The sequence below is a fragment of the Companilactobacillus sp. y65-5 genome (assembly GCF_057541095.1).
Window position 1 is genome coordinate 137,045 of sequence record NZ_BAAJOA010000005.1, and the last position, 25,262, is coordinate 162,306.

Genomic DNA, 25,262 nt, shown 5'->3' on the forward strand with positions numbered 1-25,262 from the left:
CATGCTCAAGTTATCTTTTACAATTATCAAGGGTTGTATGATTTAAGCCTTCAATACTGCTTCTACCTTACCTTTCAATTCGTCATTACTCATGTCATTGTAAGGTTTGACTTCTGCCTCAGTTTTATCAGTGTTATGATTTGATGCTTCCATGAAATGATCCCAAAGGGCATCGCGAACTGGTAGATCTGAATCGCTCCAGTCATAAACTTCACTCATTTTTTCATCTAACAAACTTCTTTTTTCAACTACTGCAGCCATACTTAAAGCTTCCTTTCTAATTGATACAATCTTCATTGTACAACTCTCATTATAGTCGTTTATTTACAGATGTTTAGTGAAAACCCTCGTTATTTTTCAAGTCCATGATTCAATAAATAACCTTATATAATTTGTTTTATGAAAGATAGCTATTTTAGAGATCGATGATCTGGTACTCAAAGCCTACGGCTTTGATAAATTTGAACATATCTTCAGTCTTGATGAAGAGTGTCTTCGTGTTGTCATTAGGGTGAAATGTCATCCATTCTTCAGGGACGATTTTTTTCTCGATGAAGACTTCAATATCTTTTTCTTGATTATTCAATAGTCCAAAGATCGAGACCATCCCTGCACTCAGTCCCATTTTTTCTTTCAAGCTATCTTCCGAAGCCATTTTTATCCGCTTATTATCAACGATCTCACCGAATTCTTTCATATCTAAACGTTGGTCGTCGTCCATGATCACAAGATAAAAATTACGTTTCTTCTTATTAGTCAGAAACATCGACTTAGTTCGTACACCTTCTAGGCCCTTGATATACTCATCAGCTTGTTCCGTCGTATAGGCGGCTGGGTGCTCGACAATCTTATATTTGATATCCAAATCGTCTAAATAACTAGTAACTTGCTCACTTGGTGTCATAAAAATTTCTCCTTTAATCAGCGTTATCGATTCTTTAATATTTGAGTATATTATAGACCACTTTGAGCGACTTTTAACGCAAATAAAAAAAGAGCGCCTATCAGCACTCTTTACATTAATTATTAATAGTTACCAGCATCTCATGCCGCCCATACCATAAGCCCCGTGGAACCCATGAAACATCCCGAATCCCATCATTGGCATTACAGCGACGACGAGTACTGCTACAACCGCTACACCGATCAAGATCGGTACGAGTTTTTTGTTATTAGTTCTATTTGAAGCCAGATACCAAATAATACCTAGGAACAAAATCAATAATAAAACTGAAGAATACATCATCATCACCACCTCAAGTTAATAATATCATGTACACTATCAGCTTACTACCTAATTGTTTGTGAACTTACCACTATCCGTATAACGGCGTTATTATAACGACGAAACTACGAAGCAAATCGCTGTCCAAACACTGATCTTGATCTTACTATTTTGTGACACGTCTAATTCTTTCCAATTAGTCCAAGCGATCAAGCCATTACCGATCAGACCTATGACCATCTTGACCCAGATGTTCAAGCTCTTGTCGGTGATCAAACCAGCGATGATCGATAATAATGCCACCAAGGTCAAACCGATAGCAATATTGACGAAGATAGTTTTTTGAAACCCAGTCTCATGATTGTTCAAGACTAGATACATAACGCCATAATAAATAATAAAACTAAAGACGATCGTTATCGCATAGATACCTAATTCCAGTGCCTTGCCCATTTCTGGAGCTGCTCCGATCTTTTGATTAGATAGGAATAATTGTATCAATTCCATAAAGGCCATGATCAGGAACAGCGCAAACAATGTCCACTTATCTAATTTGTATAATATTTTCATATTGATCCCCTTTTTTATTCTTCCTTAAGTAATCCCACTAGTGGTGACTGTGCGGCTTTGTTCGATGGTATGAATCCGAAGATCAAACCGACTGCTGTCGAGACTGACAGAGAAAGCACTAGCGAATAACCCGTTATGATTGCCTTGAATGGCAAGAAGGCATTGATGATCGCAACTAAGATGTAACCAAACAGAATACCGATCAACCCACCGATGACACAGAGGACCACACTTTCGATCAAGAATTGACTTCTGATGTCGTTTGACGTTGCCCCGAAAGCACGACGAATACCGATCTCCTTGCGACGCTCCGAAACAGTGATGTACATCACGTTCATAACGCCGATACCAGCGATCAACAGTGAGATACCTGCCACTAATGCGACGAAGTAAGTGATATAGTTCAGCATCTTCGTGAACGTCTTACTCATCTGATCCGGATTAGAGACTGAGTAACTCCCCATCTGCTTATCCTCACCGAACTTCTTCATCTGTGCCAAAGCTCGTTTGCCGACAGCTTTTTTATTCGTGTCTGCTTGAACGTATATCCGCGCCATATCTTTAGTGATCTGACTGGAGAATAATTGTTTAAAAACATCCTTTGAGACGTAGATGTCTGGACGATAGTTGAAATCACTAACATTATAGATCCCCCGTATGATGAAGACGTTACCGTCAATGATCAAGGGCTTGTTCAGCGCACTCTCATCCTTGAAGATCCGTGAAGCTAGTCCGTGTGAAATGAAGATATTAATCATATCATTCGTATCGATCGTCGTTCCCGCACCTTGTCGTAGTTTCAAGTGCTTCGGCACCTTATTCAAACTAGTTGATTCGTGCTTAGTCTTGTATTGGATCTTGGCACTAGCTTCAGCGTTACTGCTCTCTAGCTTGACGTGGTCGACACCGTCCACTCGTTCCAGCGTACTGATATCATTCTGCGTAAAACCACTCGTGACGTCATCATATGACGACGATTGAAATGCTATGGTCACACGACCTTTGTCATTATGTGTCCCCATACCCTTAGTCATCGTCTTAGTAAAACCATCACCGACTGCTAAAATACAAATAACACAGGAGATACCAATAATAATTCCTAACATCGTTAGAAAATTACGATTCTTATTCTTACCAATCGACTTAAACGCAATCATAATTTTATCAATCATTATTAAACACATCCTTTGCGTCATGGTATAGTTGGCCATCACGGATGTAGACCGTCCGCATGGCATACTTAGCGACTTCTTCATCGTGAGTTACCATGATGATAGTAGTGCCGTCTTGATTCAACTTAGTGAAGATATCCATGATCTCGGTGCTAGTCTTACTATCTAGCGCACCGGTCGGCTCATCAGCGATGATCAGCTTAGGACGATTGACGATAGCCCGTGCGATTGCCACCCGCTGCTGTTGACCACCAGATAATTCCGACGGACGATGCTTTTCTCGACCTGCCAGACCGACCTTTTCGATCACATCTTCGACCCGCTCACGCTTGTTGTGTTGTTCCGTCTTGCTATAAACCAGCGGTACTTCGATATTTTCATAGACATTATAGGTCGTCAGTAATTTGAAATTCTGGAAGACGAAACCTAATTGGTCCCCACGGATATGTGACAAGAGATTGTCAGACATCCCTTGGTAACTCTTGTCATCTATCAGATATTCGCCCGTGTAGTCTTGGTCCAATAAGCCGAGGATGTTGATCAAAGTAGACTTACCTGATCCAGATGGACCCATGATAGCTAAGAACTCGCCGTCATGGACTTCCAGATCAATATTTTTTAATACTTCAAATTGACCGTATGATTTTCCCACGTTATTTATCTTTAACATGAAATCACCGCCCTAGAACAAGACCAGCTTATCGCCAGCCTTGATTCCTTCTTTGACGTAATAGTTATTATCGTATTTAGTGAGGTCTAAGACGCGTTTTTGCTTTTTATCATTCTTAACGATATAGACCGTGTCGCCTGATTTGACTGCGGCTTTAGGGATCTTATAACCACGAGTCTTGTTTTGAATTTGAACGTGCATACCGTAAGTCAAAGTCTCAGCGGTACTTACTTGGAAGTGATAGTAAGATACAGCACCGTTATTGTACGGTATCTTATCCTTCGACTCATAATTTCCGTCGATCTTATCGCCATTGTTCTTGATGACAGTGACCGTCTTACCAGTCTTGATCTTATCAAGTGAGAATTCATTCACGTTACCTTGAATGATCGGTGTGCCGTAGATGTAGCTACGACCTTCACTATCCTTGAAGTAAGTTCCTGAGATCGGTGCTACGACCGTCCGACTTTGTTCTGTATTTATTTTACTCAACTTCGATTGTGCCTCGTTCAAGGCTGCTTGATCTTTTGCTAATTCGATTTGATAATCAGTATTTTTATCTGTTGTTTTGTTCAATTCTTGAATGGCTAGTTGAGCCTGTCTGATCTCCAGATTCGCTGAACTGACGTCACTGGACATGTCTCTGTAAAAAGTAAACAGAACTTGTCCTTTCATAACCTCTTCGCCGTTACTAACGTTAGATGATGCCAATATTTCATCATCTGACTTAGGTTCATCGCTCACCGCGTGTTTTTGATCTGCCTGAACAACACCTGTGAAGTTGTCAGTCTGTTCTGACTTGACGGTATAAGTATTGTACTTGCTCTCTGGTTCATCATTACCCTTGCCCAAAATGACCGCGATCGTAATGATCGCCATCACTGCGGCGATTCCCCAAATAGTGATTTTTACTTTTTTCATAATTCCTCCCTAAAAAAAAGACTTGCTTCATTATACATTTAATCTTAGCTGATAAATATAGAAATGAACCGTTATTAAGCTAACATCACCTTACAATTTTGTAAGGTTAAAAAGTACAAAAAAATATTCAATAAAATTACTATTTTCAGTAATCATATTGAATATTTTCTGAAATCTTTTAAGCTGTCACTGTGTTACTTTTTTCATCCGCCACGGTCTTATCGAGACGTTTCAAACCGATACCAGTGAAACCACTAAGAATCGAAAGGATTGGTGACAGAAGACTGAAGAAGCAGAATGGTAAGAAGGCTAGTGTGGATACACCGAGCGTGTTAGCGGCGAAAGCTCCAGCAACTCCCCAAGGGATCAAGTAGTTGATGACTGTTCCACCATCTTCTAGCACCCGACTGAGGGCTAAGTTGTCCAAGCCACGTTTGTTGAAAGTTGATTTGAAGGCTTTACCTGGGAGGATAACTGATAAGTATTGTTCACCGACAAAGATGTTAACACCGATACCTGAAAGGATCGTAGCTGTAACGACTGAACCCGGTGTCTTGAGTTTTGCGGCCAATGGGCTCATAGCTGTCTGAATGACATCAAACTTCATTAGGAGACCACCTAAGGATAGTGTTAGGAAGATCAAGGAAACAGTACCCATCATCGACGTGATGCCGCCACGTGTCAATAAGGCATCAACGGCTGCATTACCAGTCTTTGAAACGAAACCACTCTCGATGAAACCTGCGATGTCTTTGACTTTGACATTAGGAACTTGAACGAAGATCATCCCTACTGTCACTGTGATATTTAAGATCAAAGTAGCGATAGCAGGAACTTTGGCGAGTGAACAGATGAACAATAATGCGATCGGTAGGATAGCCCACCAAGAGATGGCGAAGTTGGCGTTCAATACGGCTAAGGTCGTATCGATACTATTTAAGCTGGCGTTGGAACCACTGTTACCGAGAATTGCGTATAAGACCAAAGAAATCAAGAAGGCTGGGATAGTCGTCCACATCAAGTTCTTGATGTGAGCGAACAAGTCGTCTTCAGCAATCGCTGAAGCCAAGTTAGTTGAATCAGATAGTGGTGAAGTCTTATCACCGAAGATGGCACCTGAGATGATTGCTCCGGCAACTAGTGCAGGATTGATACCTAAAGTCGTACCCATTCCGAACAAGGCGATTCCTAAGGTCGAAATGATCGTAAAGGCACTACCGATCGAAGTTCCGATAATGGCACAAACCAAGAATACTGATGGTACGAACCATCTGATCGAAATCATGTGGAAACCTGCGACCATCATTGAAGGGATGATCCCAGCAGCGATCCAAGTTCCGATCAGTGCGCCGATCAGAATAAAGATGAAGATCGGTACGATACCATTTTTAACACCATCGATAATACCCGCATGGATGTCATCCCAACTATTACCTCTGAGTTTAGCCCAGAGCACTAATAGACCGATGACTACTAAAACTGGAGTTTGTGGTGATAAACCAAATTTGATAACACCAAAACCTAAAATTATTAACATTACTACTAAAATTGAAATTGCTTCTTTGAAGCTGACTTTGTTTTCCATAATTAATCTCCTCATATTTGACTGTTTATTTAACGAATGATTCGATATCGTGGATTCCCACCTGATGTATTCTTCATACTAGTATTTTCCTTCCGATTCTGAGGTATAAAAAAAGTCGTTCCTACTGCGTATGCAATAGGGACGACTAACAACCGTGGTACCACCCAACTTGAGAATAAAATTCTCCACTCTCGAGAAGTAACGGTCTCTTTACCCGCTTGGAAAAACCAAGTCATGTCTGGTATTTCGTGACGTACATCCTGACCGATTCGCATCAACCACCGGCTTTCTTACACACAGATGCAGTACTACTTGCTTCAGACACTTATAAGTGTTTATTCGATTGCCTTGTATAATAACAGTTATTTTTTTATTCGTCAAGCAATTTTATTAAGCCATTCGTCTGTCGATGAATTTTGAGAGCAACGACAAGGCGTAGCAGACGATGAAGTACATGACTGCCATAGCCACGAAGACAGGGATGATGTAATTAGGATTTTGTCCATAAACAACTTGACCGTGTTGCATCAGCTCTGGCACCACGATGATCGTTGCCAAAGATGTATCCTTGATCAACGAGATGAATTGACTAACTAGAGCCGGAATCATTTTCTTGTAGGCTTGTGGTAAAACGACGTGCCACATTGCTTGGCCCATCTTCATACCCATTGCTCGAGATGCTTCCATCTGACCGATGTCGACAGCTAAGATACCTGAACGAATGATCTCCGCGATCATCATCGATTCGAAGACCGTCATCGCTAGGATGGCAGCAGGAATCGTATCCGGCTTGAAGCCAAAGGCTGGTAAACCGAAGTATGTGAAGAAGATGATCAAAAGTAACGGTAAGTTACGAATAACGTCGATGATGAAACCAATGATCTTGGAAAAATAAGGGATCTTAGCGTAACGAAATATCCCCAATACCGAACCAAAGATAAAACTCAATACTACTGAAACAACTGAGATCAAAATTGTGATTTCTAGCCCTTGGAGCAGGAATCGTATGTTGATCCATGAATATGCGTCTATCCAATTTTGCATAATACGTCCTCCCCTAAGCTAATTTTCTTTCTAGATGTTGCATATAGTAACTGATCGGTAGCGTGATAATTAAGTAAAATAACCCTACGACCAAATACGTATTAACAGTTTCAAAAGTCGTTGATGCGATCGCGTTACCTTGATACATCAAGTCGAATCCAGCAACGAAGGCTAAGACAGATGAGTTCTTGACCAGGTTGATGAACTGATTACCTAGTGGTGGGATAACTAATTTGAACGCTTGCGGCAAGACTACGTTTCTCATGGCTTGCCAGAAGGTCATCCCTTGTCCACGAGCTGCTTCCATCTGACCGATATCAACTGAGTTGATGCCTGAACGAACGGTTTCAGCGATAAAAGCTGAAGTATAGATCGTCAAACCGATCGTCCCAGCTGTGAAACCATTGATCTTCACCACGTACAGTGGAATAACTAAATAAAAGAACATTGTAATAACCAAAAGTGGAATGTTACGGAAAATCTCCACGTAGATATTACCGATCACACGCGCTACCTTGCTAGGCATAACTTCCAAGATAGCAAACAGTGAACCGATGATCAGACTGAAGAACAATGCCAAGATACTGGATAATACAGTCCAACCGAAGCCAGAAATAAACGCTGACCAATTATCAGTGAGTAATTTTATCATTTTCTCAGCACCTCCTTGTAGTCGAAGCCTGGAACCTTACCGAACCACTTCATGATCAATTTGTTATAGGTACCATCTTTGATAACTTCTTCTAGTCCCTTATTGATAGCCTTGCGGAAGTCATCTTGACCTTTGTTGATACCGATACCATAAGGTTCAGTCGTAAAAGTCCCTCCGACTAATTTGTAGTCGGGATTTTCTACGGCTAGACCAGCTAAGATAACATTATCAGTCGTCATAGCGTCACCTTGACCAGACTTCAGAGCAGTCAAAGCCTGTGCAAAATCTGGTAGTTGCAATACTCGCGCCTTAGGTGCGATCTTTTGAATATTGTCAACTGAGTTAGAACCAACGGCACTAGTTACCGTCTTGCCATTCAAGTCCTTAACACTCTTGATGGACGACGTCTTCTTAACTAGGATCGATTGTCCAGCACTAAAATATGAATCTGAGAAATCAATTACTTTTTTACGGTCAGGCAAGATCGACATCGTAGCAATGATCGCATCGATATTCCCATTCTTTAACAATGGGATACGTGATTGCGAAGTAACTGTAACGAACTTAGCCTTACCATCCTTACCAAGGATCTTCTTAGTGATCGCCTTAGCCAAATCAATTTCAAACCCTTTTTCTTTACCATCTTTAACATCGATCAATCCGATCAACTTTTGATCAGCCTTTACACCCCACGTAATCGTGTTCGACTTCTTGTCATTTTCCAAAACATTTTGGGAAGACAGTGGTTGTGTTCCACATCCGGCAAGTGTCACGACGAGGAGTAATGACGTGATGATCAGTGATAATAGCTTGAATCTTTTCATATCAAATACCCCCTTTGTTAATGCGAAATGATCTTACCTAGGAACTGACTTGCACGTTCATTTGAAGGGTGCTTGAAGAATGTCTCTGTCTCATCGTCTTCAATGATTTGTCCATCTGACATGAAGATAACACGGTTGGCAACTTCTTGAGCGAATCCCATTTCGTGAGTAACGATCAATGACGTCATATCACTTTGGTTAGTAACGTATTTGATAACACCCAAAACATCGTCGATCATTTCTGGATCCAAGGCACTTGTAGGTTCGTCAAATAACATACAGCGTGGCTTCATAGCTAGTGATCTAGCGATAGCTACACGTTGAGCCTGTCCACCAGAGATCTGTGAAGGCATATTGTGAGCTTTGTCTGCCAAACCAACTTGGTCTAGTAACGCCATAGCGGCCTTCTTATTCTCGTCTTCGTTTAATTTCAAAACAATTCTAGGTGCTAGCATTACATTCTCTAAAACATCTTTATTAGCATATAAGTTGAAATGTTGGAAAACCATCCCGACATCCGTACGAATACGGTTGATATCGGTTGTTTTGTCAGCAATATCACGTCCGTTTACGATCAACTGTCCTTCCTGGATCGTCTCCAAACCATTAACAGTTCTGGCTAAAGTACTCTTACCAGATCCTGAAGGTCCTATCAAAACAACAGTTTCTCCCTTATCGATTTTTAAGTTAATGTCCTTTAGTGCATGAAACTTGCCGTAGTACTTTTGTACATCACGGAATTCGATCATTGATGACATAAACTTTCTCCCTTCTATTCCCTTTGAAATCTACACTGAAATTTCCTGAAAAAAATATCATTAAAGAAATTCTAATGTTTAAAAATGAATTTGGCAACAAAAAAACGTCCAAACAGTGAACATGTTCGGTTTTTGCACAGTGCGATTATTGCGCTCAAGCCCTAATATGTCAAGGGTTTGCCATGATATATTACCAAATAAAAAAAGTTATTATTAATATATATTTATTCAGAATACGAACTAAATAATGGTTAAAAAAATATTAAGTAATTAATTTTAGCATAGATTAAAAAATTTTCCTAAGATTATATTTATCTTAATCATTAGATAAAAAAAATAAAGCTGGGAAAATCCCAGCTTTATTACATCTTGATACTATTATCGACAAATAAATTATTTCGTCACATTCATGGCAAAATCTGGTTCATAGTATGCTCGAGCTAAAAGATCACTGCTCTGTTGTTCAAAATCATCCGCTGGTAACCAGTGGTTTGGTTCTACTTGGAAGAAGTATTGACCGTTACGATTTTTGACGATCTTCGTCACGGTGAAGACCGAACCAGCACCATAAGGATTAGTGATGTAAGAGTTAGTTTGTGTATCATAGAAATCTCTCAGTGCGACTGATTGAGCGGTGAAATTCACATAGTTGACTGAGTTGGCTAGTGAATCACGGTTAGCTTGAATATCAGATAAATTGACAGGTGTACCATTCGCATCATAGATCGCCATCGCATCGGAAGCGATCCATTGATTAGTCGCAACTCGATAATAATCCTGACCGTTCATCGTCTTCTTTTCGTCGAGACTCCACTCACTCGAATTGGCGAAGGCATTCGTCGTGATATTGCCATTGTCATCACTGGAGACTGTCCCGCCATGGAAGATTATCCCTAGATAGCCTGGTGTCTTCGTAATACCTGTCGTTACTGTTGGAGTACCGACATTCATGTATTCTCCTGAGACCCATTCGTCAGTAGCAACACGATAGAAGACCGAACCGTTGACGACTTTTTTGGCATTGACTTGCCAGCTAGTATAGTTACCCAAATACTGACCATTATAATCACCATTATTACCGACTACTGGAGCGCCACCGTGTAAGACTGTTCCAATACCACTGATCTTGGTCACTTGAGTCGTAGCACCTTGAACTTCGATCGAATCTGCTTCGATCCATTCGTTAGTCGCCACTTTGTAGTAGGACTTGCCGTTGATAGTTTTAGTCGTGCCTAGTTTCCAAGCCGTAAAATTACCCAACTTGCGATTCGTGATCACATTGCCATTACCATCAACTAAAGTACCACCGTCACGCTTCACTATCCCGACTAGATTTCCACTAGCCTGTGTCTCAGTAGAATTGTTCAACATTGAAGGAGTCAGTAAGACAGCCAGTGCTGCACCTAATAAAATAGAATTTTTCTTCATAATTCACACCCCTTATTTAATATCGTACATCCTAAGTATAGGTCAACTTGATAGTTCATTATTCTATAACCATCTAATTTAAATGTTTCTTTACCATCAAAAAAAGAGACTGACTGCCAGTCTCTTAATTTATTTTAGGATTCTTGTTGAGGGATATCCAATAATTGATTGCACCTAGGGGGGACTTCGATGCATTGCTCCTGTTTCAGAGGAGCTGGGGTCGCAAGGTATTAGTTAGGGGGGAATACCCGGCGACCCCAGTTCCCCCGAAGGAAAACTGGAAAGCTTAATCTAAAACAATTTTCTTATACAGATAACGGGTTAAGAAGTAGTATCCGAGATACAAGACGATGAAGATACCAAAAGGAATTTCAATGTTCATATACGGCTTGTATAGGATGGCTCTAAACATCTGTAATCCAACTAAGACGTGTACGATCCCTAATCCAGCGGGAACAGCGAAGAGTACTGCAATCTCTTTGTTGATAGTGGCACGTAGGGCTTTTTGTCGTGTACCGATCTTGTAGAGCATGTTGTAACGTTTGACGTCGCCATTGGCGCCAGAGAGTATCTTAAACATCAGACAACTGGCTAGCATTGCTAGGAAAGCTATTCCGAGGAAGAAGCCCATGAATTCCAAACCAGAGAAGAAACCATTGATCAAGATATAGACACTATACTTGTCGCCACCGACCTTTAATTCAGGGTAACGTTTGATCTCTTCTTTAGAGATCGTTTTGATCTTGTCGAGATTTTGTTTGAACGAGCTAGTTTTGACCAAAGTCACTGTGTCAGTCTTAGACTGAATGTTATCAAATTCAGCGTCACTGACCGTTTTGAGCTTACTCATACGATATTCTGGTAACATGTTTTGTTGCATCGAGTAAGTGGCTTCGTCATTTTTCAGGTCGCGACTGATCTTAGTCTTAGCGACCATGCTCTTCATATTGAAGTGTTCATAGCGGAAGGGTTGGCTCTTGAAGTCACTAGCACGATAGTAGACTGTCTTAGTCTTATCGTCAGCTTTGAATTCATAATTAGATTGCTTATCACCGCTCAAGTGATTGATACGATTCTTCTGTGCCGTATCGGCGTTATGAACTACTACATCGTAGTAATTTTGTCCATTAACGACAGTTTCGATTTGATTTTGAAAACCTAGACCGACTGTGATCGCACCTAGAGCTAGTGCAAACATGATCGAGACCATTGACAAGATCTTGGTGTAGTCACCGATCCTAAAACTCAATTGTGATAATGTAAAATTGTTCAAACCTCTTTGTGCAAAATTCTTGCGTTTTAATATTGCAATCACGGCTGTGATTGCAGCGTTGATCGTGAAGTAAGTTCCGATAACGATCGTAACTAGGGCGAAAGGTACCCCGATATAGATAAATACTGGAGCCTTACCGATGATCCACATGGAATAATAACCGAGAACTAAGAAGACGATTCCGATCACGGCTTGAACTGCCTTAACAAGTCTGTTGCGCTTGATCTTGTTAGGTTGGCTGTCTCGATTCAATAGCGTCAGGATCTTAGTCCGACGTAGTGAGATCGAATTACGAATAGCTGAAAGAATGAAGATCACGATGAAGAAGACAAAAGTCCAAATCAAGGCTGGCATATAAAAACTATCAAAGTGTTTAATATTCATATCTAGGGCTTGGATCATCCACTGACTGACGTACTTAGTCGCGATGACACCGATAGCCATACCGATCAGTGTTGAAATAGCACCGATCGCAAAGGTTTCAACGAAGATCATTTTGGAGATCCTACTGCTCTTAGCACCGAGCATCATGAACATTCCGTATTCTTTTTGTCGCATGCTGAGCAAGAAACTATTGGCATAATTGATATAGACGATCGTGATTATTGCTAGTAAGACGACTCCGAAACCGAAGATAAAAGCCGTCGCCTGCGCTGGTGAGTTAGTACTTAAAAATGTCTTGTTAGTTGCTAAAGACATGAACATATAAAAAATTGCTGAAGCAATCATCAAACCTGAGAACAACACGGTGTAGTCTCGCATTCGATGTCGTATGCCACTGAGGGCTAACTTGTTTAACATTATTTAATCTCCTCTCAATTCTATTCAGCGAATGTTCCTAAGGAATCTAGGATCTCTTGATAAAATTCGCCACGTGAACTTTGTTCCTTTCTCAGTTCTTGACCGATCTCCCCATCGCGAATGAACAAAATCCTATCGCAATAACTAGCTGAAAAAGGATCGTGAGTTACTAATAAGATCGAGACGTTATCTTCTTGATTGATCTTCGTCATCGTGTCCATCAAAGCTCGTGCACTCTTTGAGTCCAGTGCTCCAGTAGGCTCATCACCGAAGACGATACTTGGTTCATGTACTAGTGCACGTGCAGCAGCTACACGTTGTTTTTGACCACCAGATAATTCAGTTGGGTAGTGATTGAGGATGTCCGTCAAACCGAGTTTTTCGGCGATAGCCATCACAGCTGGCTTGATGCTCTTAGGTGTGACACTTTGTAGTGCTAATGGCAAAGCGATATTTTCATAAGCCGTTAAGTTTTCCAATAAATTGAAGTCTTGGAAAATGAAACCGATCTTGTTAGCACGAAAATCTGCCATCTCATTCGTATTTAACTTGGTGATGTCTTGTCCAGAGATCTTAACTGAACCACTGGTTGGTGTATCAAGAGTTGACAAAATATTGAGCAAGGTTGTCTTACCTGAACCAGATGCCCCCATGATACCTACAAACTCTCCTGGTTGAACTTCAAAATTTACATCCGACAAGGCTTTGAATTGTTTCTCGTCAGCCTTACCATAAATTTTTTCGACATTTTTTACTTCTACGATTTTTTGCATTTCTTGACCTCCATTTGATATATCTATCATAATAAAAACATCGACAAAGGGCGTTCGATTCGTATTACATCTACTTACAATTTTGTAAGACGCTGTACGGATTCTGTAATCTGTTTTTACAAATAAATCATTGCTAACACTTGTATAAATTATTTTTTGAGACCACAAAAAAAACGACTCGCATCGGTAACCGAAAACGAGTCGTTTGGGATATTATTTATCATCGTATAATTTTGCAACTTGCTCTTGAACTTGTTTGTGTGCTAGGAACTCATCATAAGTCGTGTCACCACGATCAACGATACCCTTAGGGCTGACTTCAATGATACGGTCAGCGATCGTCTGTATGAACTCGTGGTCATGTGATGTAAAGATGATACTACCCTTGAAACCGACCAAGCTGTCATTTAATGCTGTGATCGATTCTAGATCCAAGTGATTGGTTGGGTCATCTAATAGTAGTACATTAGCTTTGCTCAACATCATCTTAGAGAGCATTGCTCGGATCTTCTCACCACCAGACATGACGTCAACTTCACGATTGACATCATCCCCAGAGAAGAGCATCTTACCTAAGAAGCCACGCAAGAAAGTATTGTCATTCTCTTCTTTAGAAGCATACTGACGCAACCAGTCGATCACTGCCAATTTATTTTCAGCGAAGTAATCATTGACGTTCTTAGGTAGGTAAGTCGTTGTTGCGGTCTGTCCCCAAGTCACTTGGCCTTCATCAGGTTCTAATTCGCCAGAAATGATCTGCATCAAGACTGTGGTGGTCAAGTCATTGCGACTGATAAAAGCGATCTTTTCGTTAGGACGCAGTGTCAGGCTGACATTGTCTAAGATCTTGACCCCTTCGATCGACTTCGAGATATTGTCCAAGCTGACCAAGTCCTTACCGAGTTCACGTTCAGGATTGAACTTGATGAATGGGTATTTACGCGTCGATGGCTTGATGTCATCTAGAGTGATCTTCTCTAATTGTTTCTTACGTGATGTCGCTTGCTTAGACTTAGAAGCATTGGCACTAAAGCGTGCCACGAATTCTTGTAGCTGTTTGATCTGATCTTCTTTTTTAGCATTAGCGTTAGCACGTAATTGCGTAGCTAATTCACTGGATTCCATCCAGAAGTCATAGTTACCAACAAATAATGTGATCTTACCACGGTCAACGTCACACATGTGCGTACAAACTTGGTTCAAGAAGTGACGGTCATGGGATACCACGATCACGGTATTTTCATAGTCGGCTAAAAAGTTCTCTAGCCAGCTGATCGACTGAACATCTAGACCATTAGTTGGCTCATCTAAGAGTAAGACATCGGGATGACCAAACAAAGCTTGTCCTAGTAGGACTTTAACTTTTTGTGGCTCTGTCAATTCACTCATCGGAACTTGATGTAAGGACTCTTCGATACCTAGAGCTTGTAGCATCTGACTAGCTTCAGCTTCGGCTTCCCAACCGCCCATCTCTCCGAACTCGGTCTCCAATTCAGCTGCACGGATACCGTCAGCGTCACTGAAGTCGGGCTTTAAGTAGATGGCATTTTTTTCAGTCATAATATCGTAGAGTTTTTGATGACCACGGATCACAGTATCCATAACTAAGTTATCTTCGAAAGCAAAGTGATCTTGATTCAGACTGGACATTCTTTCATTGGGACCCATAGAAACTACCCCAGTCGTTGGCTTGAGTTTGCCCTCAATGATCTTTAAGAATGTAGACTTCCCCGCACCATTAGCACCGATCACCCCATAACAGTTACCTGGGGTAAACTTGAGATTCACATCGTCATAGAGCATCCGATCGGAAAACTGCATACTGACATTGTTGACATTTAACATTAACTATCCTCCTGCATTTACGCGTAAAAAAAACAACGTGTCTAGTAACGGCGACGTTGAATTTTTATTCATATTCGTTCTGATATATTAGTGTAGTGTACCACATACACCAAGGAATTTCAGTGTTTATCTACTATTATTAAGGATATTAATTACTTTCGACAGGGACTTTTTCATCCATGCCACTGATCCAGACACTATTGGCACTCGATCCGCGATACAACTGCGAATTCTTTTCAATACTCTGTGAAAGTTTCACCAATGCTTTTGGTGCACGCAACCAATGTGAGGCTAAATAAAATGAAATATAATTGCTTAATTGAACACACACGACTTTGTAATTTTTACCGTTCTCTAATTCACGTGCTAACCTTAATAATCGTGTTCTAATATCTTTATTTTTTTCAATTTCAGGATCTAGATAAGCTTTATTGATCAAATTGAATAATTCTTTTTCTGACAAATTACTTCCCCCCTCTCGATCATATTCTAGCTGATATTTTTTCTCGAAAGTTTAGAATATCCTGAACTGTCAGTTTTTCTTCCGGAACCTATTCTCTACGTGGCATTTTATTCTTGTCAAAGTAACTGTAAAACTGTGATTTATCAGTATAATTGGCCCTATAACGACCATTCCAACCGGCTGACTTAGCCATATCACCTAATTCAATCAACTGGTGTTCCTGTTCACGAGGAAGTGTCAGAGTATCGAAACCTTCGACATAAATATAATTGACTAGTTTACTCAATAGTGGCGCCAAATCTTTGGTATCGTCGATCTTTTGATAAACTTGCAACAAGACATCCGTCACATTGAGTAAGTTTTTTGAGGGCTCAGGTACCTTGATCAAGTAATTATACAAGTCATGGATCAATTGTTTTGCTTTTTCTCTGTTGTCTTTATCCATTCTCACAAGCTCCATTTTCTGAAAGTTTACACTTTTATTGTAATCTCTTTCTTTTTTCATAGCTACCAAAAATAGCAAACGTCTAGATCCTTTGAATCTCAATCGTAAGACTAACAAAAAACTCCCAACTGGACATTCCAGATACTCCATTTAAATTAAAAATAAATTTGTGCTATCTTAGGGATAACATATCAATCTGAACTATTGAGGAAACAAAATGGAAAAAACTAACAAGAACAATCTTCTGACGATCGTTATTTACCTCATACTATACCAAATTTGCATAATTCCCTTTATCATGGGAAAAATTGCGACTAATGTTTATATCTATGCACTCTCGACGATAATTGGTCTCGTCGCTTCGTATTTTTTTATTCGTCGCCTTTGGCATTTCTTTGATCAGCAAACTATTTTTGTCGGTATCAAGACTAGACATCCTTATTTAGAACTAGTTATCTTCATCGCAGCTATCTTCATTACTGGTTATTTGACCAGTTTTTTGCCTGAGTCTAATAATCAAAAAGAGGTCGTCTCAATGATTAGATCCAATACTTTCAACACCATTCTGACGACAGTGATCATCTCGCCGATCTGCGAAGAATTGATCTTTCGTGGTTTATTCGCCAAATTATTTTTTCCTCAAGCAAATGATCCCAAAAAATTATTCTGGTACGTTGTGATCAATTCGCTCGCCTTTGCCTTCGCACATGATTTGAATTTTAGTTTCAATATCGTGCCTTATTTTATTATGGGTGTGATCCTATCACTGGCTTACGTTCGTTTCGAAGACATCAGATACAACATGTTCTTGCACAGTCTAAATAATTTTCTTGCGGGGATCACGATTCTCGTCCTCTGATATACTAGTAGCAGGGGTGATCGAAGATGATTTATGTAGAGGACCATGCTTATATTCTAGGTGTCTTTTTAACTTGGATTATGACATTTATTTTGTTTTTTTCGATTTATAATGAACGACAAAAGATAAATTTTAAAACACTGATAGCAACAAGTGCCTTATTGATCGTCTCAGCTGTCACCGATAATAAATTCGACGACTGGAGTTTTTTGATATTCGTCATCGGAACTTACTTGATCTTCGAACATCAGCGCAAGCTCAATTACTTTTTATTGGATTCCGCTCTGATCGCTAGTATCACGATCTACTTAGTTGACATCGTCACTTCTGCCATCATCTTAGTCTTCGTGACGACTACGCGTACTCAAGGGGTTGGTTTTACCATCATCTGTGCGCTGATAGAGTGGAGCTTGGCAGTGATCACCATCATCTTATATCATCACTTCGACTTGCGAAATCTCATCAAAAAGACTGAGACTTCTCCGGTAATGACCTTACTACTAGCATATTTCTTCGTGGTTTTGTCGATTTTTATGAACCTGATCGACCACTTCGAAGCCTATCGCAAATTAATAATCGGTATTTTATTATTCGTCGTCATTCAAGTCATCGTTTTACTGCTGATCTTCAAACTAGAATCCAAACGGCAAAAAAACTTTTATCAACAACAACTTTCAGAAGAACAATTCAAGAATCTCAAGATGTATACTGACCAACTGGAAAGTGACCAATTGACGCTGCGAAAATTCAAGCACGATTATAAAAACCTGCTACTAAGTCTACGGACCGTGGCCGATTCTGATGACAACGACCAATTGATTGAATCATTGAATAAGTTTGAAAGTTATTCTGATGACTACTTCAATAACATCTCGATGGAATTGTACAAGGATCTCAATCAGATAAAAGATCCCTACCTCAAGAGCCTATTCATCAGCAAGTTGAATCAGATCAATCACGAACACATCGACTGTCACTTTGAATGTCGCAATACCGTTAAGAACCTCGCCATCGACATCTTCGACTTAGTACGGATACTTGGTATCACCATCGACAATGCTATCGAAGATACTAAAAAACAAAGTAACGGTAAGATTCAATTGGCCATCGTCACTGAGGAAAAGCAAGTGACCTTCATCGTCGCTAATACTGTGACCAAAAAACCAGAACTCACTGAAATCAGTCAATCTGGTTATTCGACTAAACCGGATCATGCTGGTCTAGGCTTGGCTAATCTACAAGATATCAAGAAAAAATATCCTAACTTGTTCGTGCAATACAGCGAAGATAGCAATTGGTTTCACTTCAAATTAGTTTTGATTTAGAAAGGACGAATAATGAGTTATCCAATCATAATTTGTGAGGACGATGTGATTCAGCTTCAACAATTCGAAGTCCTCGTCAACAATTACATGTTGTTCCATAATGATAATTTTGAAATCGCTCTGAAGACGCAGAGCCCCTATGAAGTGCTCAAGTATCTACAAAAATTTCCGACTAACAACGGGATATACTTCTTGGATATTGACTTAGGCTGTGACATCAACGGTATCGACCTTGCAGTCAAGATCCGCAAGATCGACGTTCAAGCCAAGATCGTCTTTGTGACGACCCACGATGAGATGGCGCCGTTGACCTTCAAGCAAAAAGTCGAAGCTCTAGACTTCATCGTCAAAGACCAAGACGCAGAGAGTTTTCGCCAAGAATTTTATGACACGCTGTCCTTAGCTAAAGAGCGGATCGACCGCATCATGACTTGCCAAAAAAGATGCTTTACCTTTTCGATCGGCAATCAAATCTACCATATCAATCTGGACGACGTCTTATTTGTGGAGACCTCCTCCATCCCCCATCGCTTGAACTTATACACCAAGACCGGGCAGTACGAATTTTACGGTAACCTGAACGAATTAGAGAAGAACTACTCGTCCTTCTTTCGTGCCAATCGCTCCTGCCTAGTCAATCCAACGACGATCAGTGAAGCTGACTTCAGTGCACGTGAGATACATTTTGGTCCCGAACTAGTCCGATCATTTTCGATCGGTAAGTCCAAGAAACTACGTACTTTGATGTAGTTCCGGACGGCAAAGCTTATACCCTAGGATATATTCTACAAATTGTATCTTTTCTATGATAAGGTGGAATAGATATAATAAACGAGGTAATACAAAAGAACAATTATGGATATATTTAAATTAAATTTGACTAAGGGTCGAAAACTCCAACTATTACAACAAGTAGCCATCTACACCGTTATCTATGCCAGTGCTTGTTTGATCTTTGGGGACACACTCAAGCAGTTACTCTTGGACCCATTATTTCTCTTCATGATCTTCAGTAACCTAACTTTGATCTTCAAATACTGTGACTATAAGGACAAATATCGTCACCAAACTTTGAAGGTTTATTTTGGCGGTCTAACAGTCTTTTTAGTCATTATTCTGGCTAAATTGCTTATTCAGTAACCGCTTTCCTACCTATTATATAGTTCTTATAGTTCTTAAATGTTATGATATAAACATATTATTGAAAGGAAACACCTAACTATGTGGATTGAAATAAGATTAAACAACCAATACTCAAATAAATAAAATGGCATTAATACCCTGGGGTATAAGTGCCACCAGGAGGATTTATGGAAAATACAATAAACTCTAAAGAACGCGTGATCGTTGCCGGAGTCAGTCACAAACAAACTGACTTCGATTATACGATGGAAGAATTAGGCTCACTAGTTGAGGCCAACAATATGGAAGTCGCTGACGTGATCAAGCAAAATGTCGATAACGTCAGTGCTAAGACTTACTTCGGATCTGGTAAAGTGACCGAGATCAAAGAGATCGCTAACGCTGATGATGTGACTACGATCGTCTTGAACGACGAACTGACACCATCGCAAATCCGGAATCTAGAAAAAGAAACCAAGCTGAGCTTTATGGATCGGACTGAATTGATCCTTCAAGTATTCTCAAATCGCGCACATACGCGTCAGGCTAAACTACAAGTCGAAATCGCAAAATTACAATATCAATTACCACGGATCCATCCATCTGGTAATCCATTGGATCAACAGTCAGCTTCAGGTGGATTAGCTAACCGTGGTGCTGGTGAAACTAAACTAGAATTAGACCGCCGTGTCATCCGCAAACGGATCACTTACTTGAAAGACCAACTCAAGACCGTTGACAAGACGATCAATATCCAAAGTCGCCGTCGGACCAATACCAGCCTACCGCTAGTTTCCTTAGTCGGTTATACCAACGCTGGTAAATCAACAACGATGAACGGATTACTGAACTTCAACAAAGAAGACTCTGATGATCGTAAAGTTTTTGAAAAGGATATGCTCTTCGCCACACTGGACACTAGTGTGAGAAAGATCGACTTAGAAGATAATACTAGCTTCTTATTATCAGATACCGTCGGTTTCGTCAGCAAGTTGCCTCACAACTTGATCGAGTCCTTCAAGACTACTCTGAAGGAAGCCAAAGAGGCAGATCTATTAGTCCAAGTGATAGATGTCAGTGATGATCATTGGAAGAACATGCTGGAAGTGACCGAGAATACCTTACGTGAAGTAGGTGTCACTGGTAAGCCGATGATCTACGCTTTTAACAAGGCTGATCTGAAACCGGGACAAGTTTTCCCCACTATCGAGGGTGACAATATTTATTACTCGGCCTTGGATAATGCTTCCATAGAAAAATTAGTAGAATTGATAAAAATAAAACTATTTGCTGGTTATAAGACGGTCGATTTATTGATTCCTTATGACAAGCAAAAAATCACTGAACAAATCCTCAAAAATTCCCAGATCATCAATAAGGAATTTACTAACGAAGGTTCACTGTTAAAAGCTAATCTCAGTCCCAACGAGTTAGAACAGTATGAACAATTTGTTCAAGTAGATGTTTAAAATTACATTAGAAATATCACCAACAGGAATATCTAATTTAAAGATATCCCTGTTTTTTTTTGCAATTTTTCCCACTAAGTATTATCATTTTAGAGTGTATTAGATTTTTTTTAATATATTAGATGAGGATTTAATATTTAATGGTATATTTTAATTTTACGGTTATTCCTTCACCAAAACTAAGCCTTACAAGAAGCTCTGCCCGGTCACTTCTTGTATTGCCATGCTGCAGGCGCGGCATCGTTTAAGTAACAGATCGGGAATTACCATTATTCTTTTACGGAGGTCCCAATCCAGCCTCCATCCTCACAACCTTGGAATTCACAAGAATTCCCCCAGACCACGCAATTAATCCAGTTGCGTGGTTTTTTTTACAAAAAAACCCGCATCGTCTAAAGATGCGGGTTTTATAACTTTAAAAATATATATCAGGGGGGAAATATATTTTTATGTGTATATGCTTTTTTATGAGGGGTTTCATTTAATTAAGGGGGGATTAAATGAAGTTTTAATTATAGGGATTAATATATGTTTTAAGGGTTTTATCTATTTTGTGTATTTGCTATTCTTTAGAAATTATAAGGGTTGTTTTGCTATCAGGTCTACCGTTTCATTGATTCACCTCTTTGCTATTTGACTATGCTTAAATAATAACGCCTAATTATGAATAAATAATTGGGAAAGTACGAATAAATCAATAATAATTTGTGAAGAAATTGTGAGGATAGAATCCCACTACACGAATGCAATCGATCTATACTCCAGTCGAAGCACAAAAAAAGGCTCGCGTCTTCCGGCACGAGTTCCTTTTCTTATTATTTGCATGATCCTATCTCTCTTTCTAATAGATTCTTGTATGTAAGTTCATTTTTAAAATATATATCGGGGAGGAAATATATTTTTAATTGTGTGATTAATGAGGGTTATTAAATAAGGGGATTAACTATTTAGGGATTTTTAATTTTTAAAGTTTTTATCTATTTTAAGTTTGGTGTTACGGTTAGTAAAATTTATCAATGCCATTCGGTCACCTCTTTGTTATTTGACTATGCTTAAATAATAACGCCCAATTATGAATAAACGATTGGGGAAGTACGAATAAATCAATAACAATTTGTGAAGTAATTGTGAGGGTCAGTGAACTAACCAACACAAAAACTCCTTTAGGACTAGTTCAAGCTATGAACTGATTTCTAAAGGAGTTTATTTTTTTAAAATATAAATCAGGGGGGAAATATATTTTACGTGTATATGTTTTTATATAGGGGTTTTATTTAATTAGGGGATTAAATAAATTAAGGGTTTTATCTATTTTGTGTTGTGTGAGTTTTTAAGAAAAAATTTATACGGGGTTGTAACTGAATACTAAAATTATCGCTCCATCCGGTCACCTCTTTGTTATTTGACTATGCTTAAATAATAACGTCTAATTATGAATAAATAGCTGGGAAAGTACGAATAAATGGGTAATAAAGTATGAAGAATCTGTGACATCTCGAGACCTATCACCTGAGTTATCGTAAGTCTTGTCCTATAATAAAAATAAATACGACCTCGAGGGGAGATATTATGAAATTAACAATTGAACAAAAACATGACTTAAAAGACGCCGTGATCGCTGGTACTGCCGCCGGTGTTATCTCTGGACTAGTAAAACTTGGCTGGGAAAATATCTTACCACCTAGAACTGCAGAGCGAAACTCGACTAATCCTCCACAAAAACTATTGCAGCAATTCGGCATACCAGAAAGGATCACACACGCTACTTATACTTATTCCGGTGAGAAACTACCTTGGGTCAGCTATTTGATGCACTTCGGCTTCTCAACTTCGTTTGCGATCATCTACGAAGTATTGTCGCAATACAAACCTTATATCCGAATCGGCGCAGGATCGATCTTTGGCTTAGCCATCTGGGTAGCCTTTCACATCGGTATCATGCCGATGATGAAGACTGTCCCTTCCCCAAAGGATCAACCCACTGAGGAACATCTGTCAGAGGCACTCGGTCACATCGCGTGGATGTGGACCAACGATGTTGTCGGTGCAGAAATCTACCGTCGCTTAAAAGCACAGAAGTAGGTGCACTATGAATAAATGGGTAACATCTGTTCCTGAACGACTGAGCTACGGTTTGAGCGACGCGGCTGATAATCTCGTCTTCCAAATGATGACGATGTATCTACTGTTCTTCTATACTGACGTCTTTGGACTAACACCTAATGAAGTAGCGATCCTATTCGTCGTCGCACGTACAGCCGATGTCTTCGAAAGTCTGTTGATCGGTGTAATGATCGACAACACACATTCAAAATGGGGCAAGAGTCGACCATTCTTCTTGTGGTTCTCCTTCCCATACGTCGTCTTCGCTGTTTTGACTTTTGTCACACCCAACTTCTTACCACATACAGGTAAGCTGATCTGGGCTTATGTGACCTACTTAGGTCTAGGATTCTTTTATACCGCGGTCAATCTACCGATCACTTCCATCTTACCTACGATGACTGAGAACGAAAAAGAAACGACCCTCTTAGGCGTTATCAGACAGTTCTTCGGTAGTTCCGTCCAGATTATCGTTGCCACCTTTACGATTCCTTTGGTTGCTTTCTTCGGACACGGTGACCAACAAAAAGGCTTCTTGATGACGATCGCCTTATTCGGATTGATCTCTTTGATCTTGATCCTCAATACTTTCTTTCACGTTCGTGAACGGTATACTAACGACGAGATCAACCATCAACCGATGTCAGAAGTTTGGAATATGCTGAAACAAAATAAACCTTGGATGGTCATCTCAGTGGTTATTTTCCTCTACTGGATGACTACTGCCATCAAGAATCAGACGATAATTTATTACTTCAAATACGTCCTCAAGAATGAGACTATGGTCTCACTCGCCAATAGCTTCACACTGACAGCTCTGATCGGTGTCATCTCGATCTACTTCGTCTCCGGTAAGATCGGCAAAAAAAATACCATGTTATCTGGTATCGGCACGGCTTTTGTAGGTCAATTAGTCATTACATTGGCAGCCTACACTGAAGACATTCCTTTATTATTCGTCGGTATCTTCGTCAATTCGATCGGTAACGGCTTCATCATCGGCCTAGTATCGATCATGATCGCCGATACGATCAGATACGGGACCGCGATGGGAATCCAAGCTGAGGGTGTCCTAGCTTCAACTGATGACTTTGGCGTCAATCTAGGCTTAGGACTAGGTGGGCTCGTTACCGCCGAATCACTCCAACTGACGGGTTACGTCTCCAACAAAACACAGTCAGCTTCGACTATCTCGGCTATTAATCTTAATTTTGCCATCATTCCGCTAGTCCTATACGTCATCATGTTCGTCATCCTACTAGCCTATAACGAAACTAAGATTCAAACTAAAATAAAAGAAATCACTAATTAAAAACAAATTATTAATAAAGGTCCTCGAAAAAATATAATACTTTTTCGAGGACCTTTGTTCGCATTTTCACAGAATCAGCCTATACTTAGCGTCATCAAAGTGTAAGAAGGTGCATTATGATGATGAATAAAACTATGGATAAGAATCTTGAAACAATAAATAAATACTTTGAACTATCAGATTTTGCTTCCAGCGATGAGCAAGCCGTCAATGATATCATTGATCTATTCGCGGACAATGCTACGATCTGCTCTGGTTTGGATGAAACGGCAACTAATAAAGAAGAAACAGCTATTTTCTTCAGAGCCTTCTTTTGTCGCAACAAACAATTAAAATACATCCACCATACTCAAACTTTGGAAAACTACTATCAAACTGAATGGTCGGTGGCTGGATTAAAAGATGACAATTCTATTTTTGCCTCACATGGTTTTGATTATTACCGTTTCGATGAAGATGGAAAAATAATTTCACTACTCATTGAGACTGCTTAACATCAATTGCCGGCTTCATTATTAATAACCTTCATCAAGCCAGTGGTTTCGCCACTGGCTTTTTGTAGCTAGAATTATTGAAGACGAAAACTGGTTTTTGGGTACAAAAAAAGATCGCCCGTGGCGATC

At 39.8% G+C, this 25,262-nt stretch carries 27 protein-coding genes; 8 read left to right on the forward strand and 19 right to left on the reverse strand.

The features are described from left to right. Positions 1-42 precede the first annotated feature (42 nt). The 19 genes from AC27FM_RS09895 to AC27FM_RS09985 all read right to left on the reverse strand — a co-directional run bounded on the left by AC27FM_RS09895 (position 43) and on the right by AC27FM_RS09985 (position 16,449). Positions 43-261, reverse strand: coding sequence for a P8 family protein (locus AC27FM_RS09895; protein WP_125565891.1), 219 nt, complete (start codon positions 259-261; stop codon positions 43-45). Positions 262-415: 154 nt separating this feature from the next. Then, positions 416-904 (reverse strand): prolyl-tRNA synthetase associated domain-containing protein, encoded by a 489-nt coding sequence (locus tag AC27FM_RS09900; RefSeq protein WP_487087857.1) that lies wholly within the window; start codon positions 902-904, stop codon positions 416-418. Positions 905-1,033: 129 nt separating this feature from the next. Continuing rightward, positions 1,034-1,243, reverse strand: coding sequence for a hypothetical protein (locus AC27FM_RS09905; RefSeq protein ID WP_487087858.1), 210 nt, complete (start codon positions 1,241-1,243; stop codon positions 1,034-1,036). Positions 1,244-1,336: 93 nt separating this feature from the next. Continuing rightward, positions 1,337-1,795, reverse strand: a complete 459-nt coding sequence (locus AC27FM_RS09910; RefSeq protein ID WP_487087860.1) for a hypothetical protein — start codon at positions 1,793-1,795, stop codon at positions 1,337-1,339. 14 nt (positions 1,796-1,809) lie between these two features. Then, positions 1,810-2,967, reverse strand: coding sequence for an ABC transporter permease (locus AC27FM_RS09915; protein ID WP_487087862.1), 1,158 nt, complete (start codon positions 2,965-2,967; stop codon positions 1,810-1,812). Then, the gene (locus AC27FM_RS09920; protein WP_487087863.1) at positions 2,960-3,637 is read right to left on the reverse strand and encodes an ABC transporter ATP-binding protein; all 678 of its coding nucleotides are present in this window, start codon (positions 3,635-3,637) and stop codon (positions 2,960-2,962) included. The genes AC27FM_RS09915 and AC27FM_RS09920 overlap by 8 nt, the downstream gene beginning before the upstream one ends. Before the next feature lie 12 nt (positions 3,638-3,649). Next, positions 3,650-4,558, reverse strand: coding sequence for an efflux RND transporter periplasmic adaptor subunit (locus tag AC27FM_RS09925; RefSeq protein ID WP_487087865.1), 909 nt, complete (start codon positions 4,556-4,558; stop codon positions 3,650-3,652). Between the two features lie 178 nt (positions 4,559-4,736). After that, complete coding sequence (gene nhaC, locus AC27FM_RS09930) at positions 4,737-6,143, reverse strand: Na+/H+ antiporter NhaC (protein WP_487087866.1); 1,407 nt, start codon at positions 6,141-6,143, stop codon at positions 4,737-4,739. A 29-nt stretch (positions 6,144-6,172) separates the two neighbouring features. Next, positions 6,173-6,418, reverse strand: coding sequence for a hypothetical protein (locus AC27FM_RS09935; RefSeq protein WP_487087868.1), 246 nt, complete (start codon positions 6,416-6,418; stop codon positions 6,173-6,175). A gap of 115 nt (positions 6,419-6,533) precedes the next feature. Continuing rightward, positions 6,534-7,187, reverse strand: coding sequence for an amino acid ABC transporter permease (locus tag AC27FM_RS09940; protein WP_487087870.1), 654 nt, complete (start codon positions 7,185-7,187; stop codon positions 6,534-6,536). Between the two features lie 13 nt (positions 7,188-7,200). Next, positions 7,201-7,839 carry an amino acid ABC transporter permease gene (locus tag AC27FM_RS09945; RefSeq protein WP_487087872.1) on the reverse strand — a complete coding sequence of 213 codons (639 nt, stop codon included), beginning with the start codon at positions 7,837-7,839 and terminating at the stop codon, positions 7,201-7,203. After that, positions 7,836-8,663: a glutamate ABC transporter substrate-binding protein gene (locus AC27FM_RS09950; RefSeq protein ID WP_487087874.1), complete on the reverse strand. Its 828-nt coding sequence runs from the start codon at positions 8,661-8,663 to the stop codon at positions 7,836-7,838. The genes AC27FM_RS09945 and AC27FM_RS09950 overlap by 4 nt, the downstream gene beginning before the upstream one ends. A 17-nt stretch (positions 8,664-8,680) precedes the next feature. Continuing rightward, positions 8,681-9,412 carry an amino acid ABC transporter ATP-binding protein gene (locus tag AC27FM_RS09955; protein ID WP_487087958.1) on the reverse strand — a complete coding sequence of 244 codons (732 nt, stop codon included), beginning with the start codon at positions 9,410-9,412 and terminating at the stop codon, positions 8,681-8,683. A 402-nt stretch (positions 9,413-9,814) separates the two neighbouring features. Further along, complete coding sequence (locus tag AC27FM_RS09960; protein WP_487087876.1) at positions 9,815-10,849, reverse strand: SLAP domain-containing protein; 1,035 nt, start codon at positions 10,847-10,849, stop codon at positions 9,815-9,817. Positions 10,850-11,135: 286 nt separating this feature from the next. Next, complete coding sequence (locus tag AC27FM_RS09965; protein ID WP_487087878.1) at positions 11,136-12,923, reverse strand: FtsX-like permease family protein; 1,788 nt, start codon at positions 12,921-12,923, stop codon at positions 11,136-11,138. Positions 12,924-12,943: 20 nt separating this feature from the next. Next, positions 12,944-13,696, reverse strand: coding sequence for an ABC transporter ATP-binding protein (locus AC27FM_RS09970; RefSeq protein WP_487087880.1), 753 nt, complete (start codon positions 13,694-13,696; stop codon positions 12,944-12,946). Between the two features lie 213 nt (positions 13,697-13,909). Next, complete coding sequence (locus AC27FM_RS09975; RefSeq protein ID WP_487087882.1) at positions 13,910-15,541, reverse strand: ABC-F family ATP-binding cassette domain-containing protein; 1,632 nt, start codon at positions 15,539-15,541, stop codon at positions 13,910-13,912. Positions 15,542-15,689: 148 nt separating this feature from the next. Continuing rightward, positions 15,690-16,004, reverse strand: coding sequence for a bacteriocin immunity protein (locus tag AC27FM_RS09980; protein ID WP_487087884.1), 315 nt, complete (start codon positions 16,002-16,004; stop codon positions 15,690-15,692). Positions 16,005-16,092: 88 nt separating this feature from the next. Continuing rightward, a complete protein-coding gene (locus AC27FM_RS09985) occupies positions 16,093-16,449 on the reverse strand; it encodes a bacteriocin immunity family protein (protein WP_487087886.1) in 357 nt (118 codons plus the stop codon). A gap of 217 nt (positions 16,450-16,666) precedes the next feature. On the opposite strand from AC27FM_RS09985, the gene AC27FM_RS09990 reads away from it, so the two are divergent. The 8 genes from AC27FM_RS09990 to AC27FM_RS10025 all read left to right on the forward strand — a co-directional run bounded on the left by AC27FM_RS09990 (position 16,667) and on the right by AC27FM_RS10025 (position 25,133). Then, a complete protein-coding gene (locus tag AC27FM_RS09990) occupies positions 16,667-17,308 on the forward strand; it encodes a CPBP family intramembrane glutamic endopeptidase (RefSeq protein ID WP_487087888.1) in 642 nt (213 codons plus the stop codon). A 26-nt stretch (positions 17,309-17,334) separates the two neighbouring features. Then, entirely contained in the window at positions 17,335-18,633 is a 1,299-nt protein-coding gene (locus AC27FM_RS09995; RefSeq protein WP_487087890.1) for a sensor histidine kinase, read from the forward strand. Between the two features lie 12 nt (positions 18,634-18,645). Continuing rightward, positions 18,646-19,383, forward strand: coding sequence for a LytR/AlgR family response regulator transcription factor (locus tag AC27FM_RS10000; protein WP_487087892.1), 738 nt, complete (start codon positions 18,646-18,648; stop codon positions 19,381-19,383). Positions 19,384-19,488: 105 nt separating this feature from the next. After that, positions 19,489-19,773, forward strand: a complete 285-nt coding sequence (locus AC27FM_RS10005) for a hypothetical protein (RefSeq protein WP_487087894.1) — start codon at positions 19,489-19,491, stop codon at positions 19,771-19,773. Between the two features lie 170 nt (positions 19,774-19,943). Next, on the forward strand, positions 19,944-21,224 hold the full coding sequence (gene hflX / locus AC27FM_RS10010) for a GTPase HflX (protein ID WP_487087896.1): 1,281 nt from the start codon (positions 19,944-19,946) through the stop codon (positions 21,222-21,224). 1,569 nt (positions 21,225-22,793) lie between these two features. Further along, positions 22,794-23,306, forward strand: coding sequence for a DUF1440 domain-containing protein (locus AC27FM_RS10015; protein WP_487087898.1), 513 nt, complete (start codon positions 22,794-22,796; stop codon positions 23,304-23,306). 7 nt (positions 23,307-23,313) lie between these two features. Next, the gene (locus AC27FM_RS10020; RefSeq protein ID WP_487087900.1) at positions 23,314-24,639 is read left to right on the forward strand and encodes an MFS transporter; all 1,326 of its coding nucleotides are present in this window, start codon (positions 23,314-23,316) and stop codon (positions 24,637-24,639) included. Positions 24,640-24,755: 116 nt separating this feature from the next. Beyond that, positions 24,756-25,133, forward strand: a complete 378-nt coding sequence (locus AC27FM_RS10025) for a hypothetical protein (protein ID WP_487087902.1) — start codon at positions 24,756-24,758, stop codon at positions 25,131-25,133. Positions 25,134-25,262: the final 129 nt, after the last annotated feature.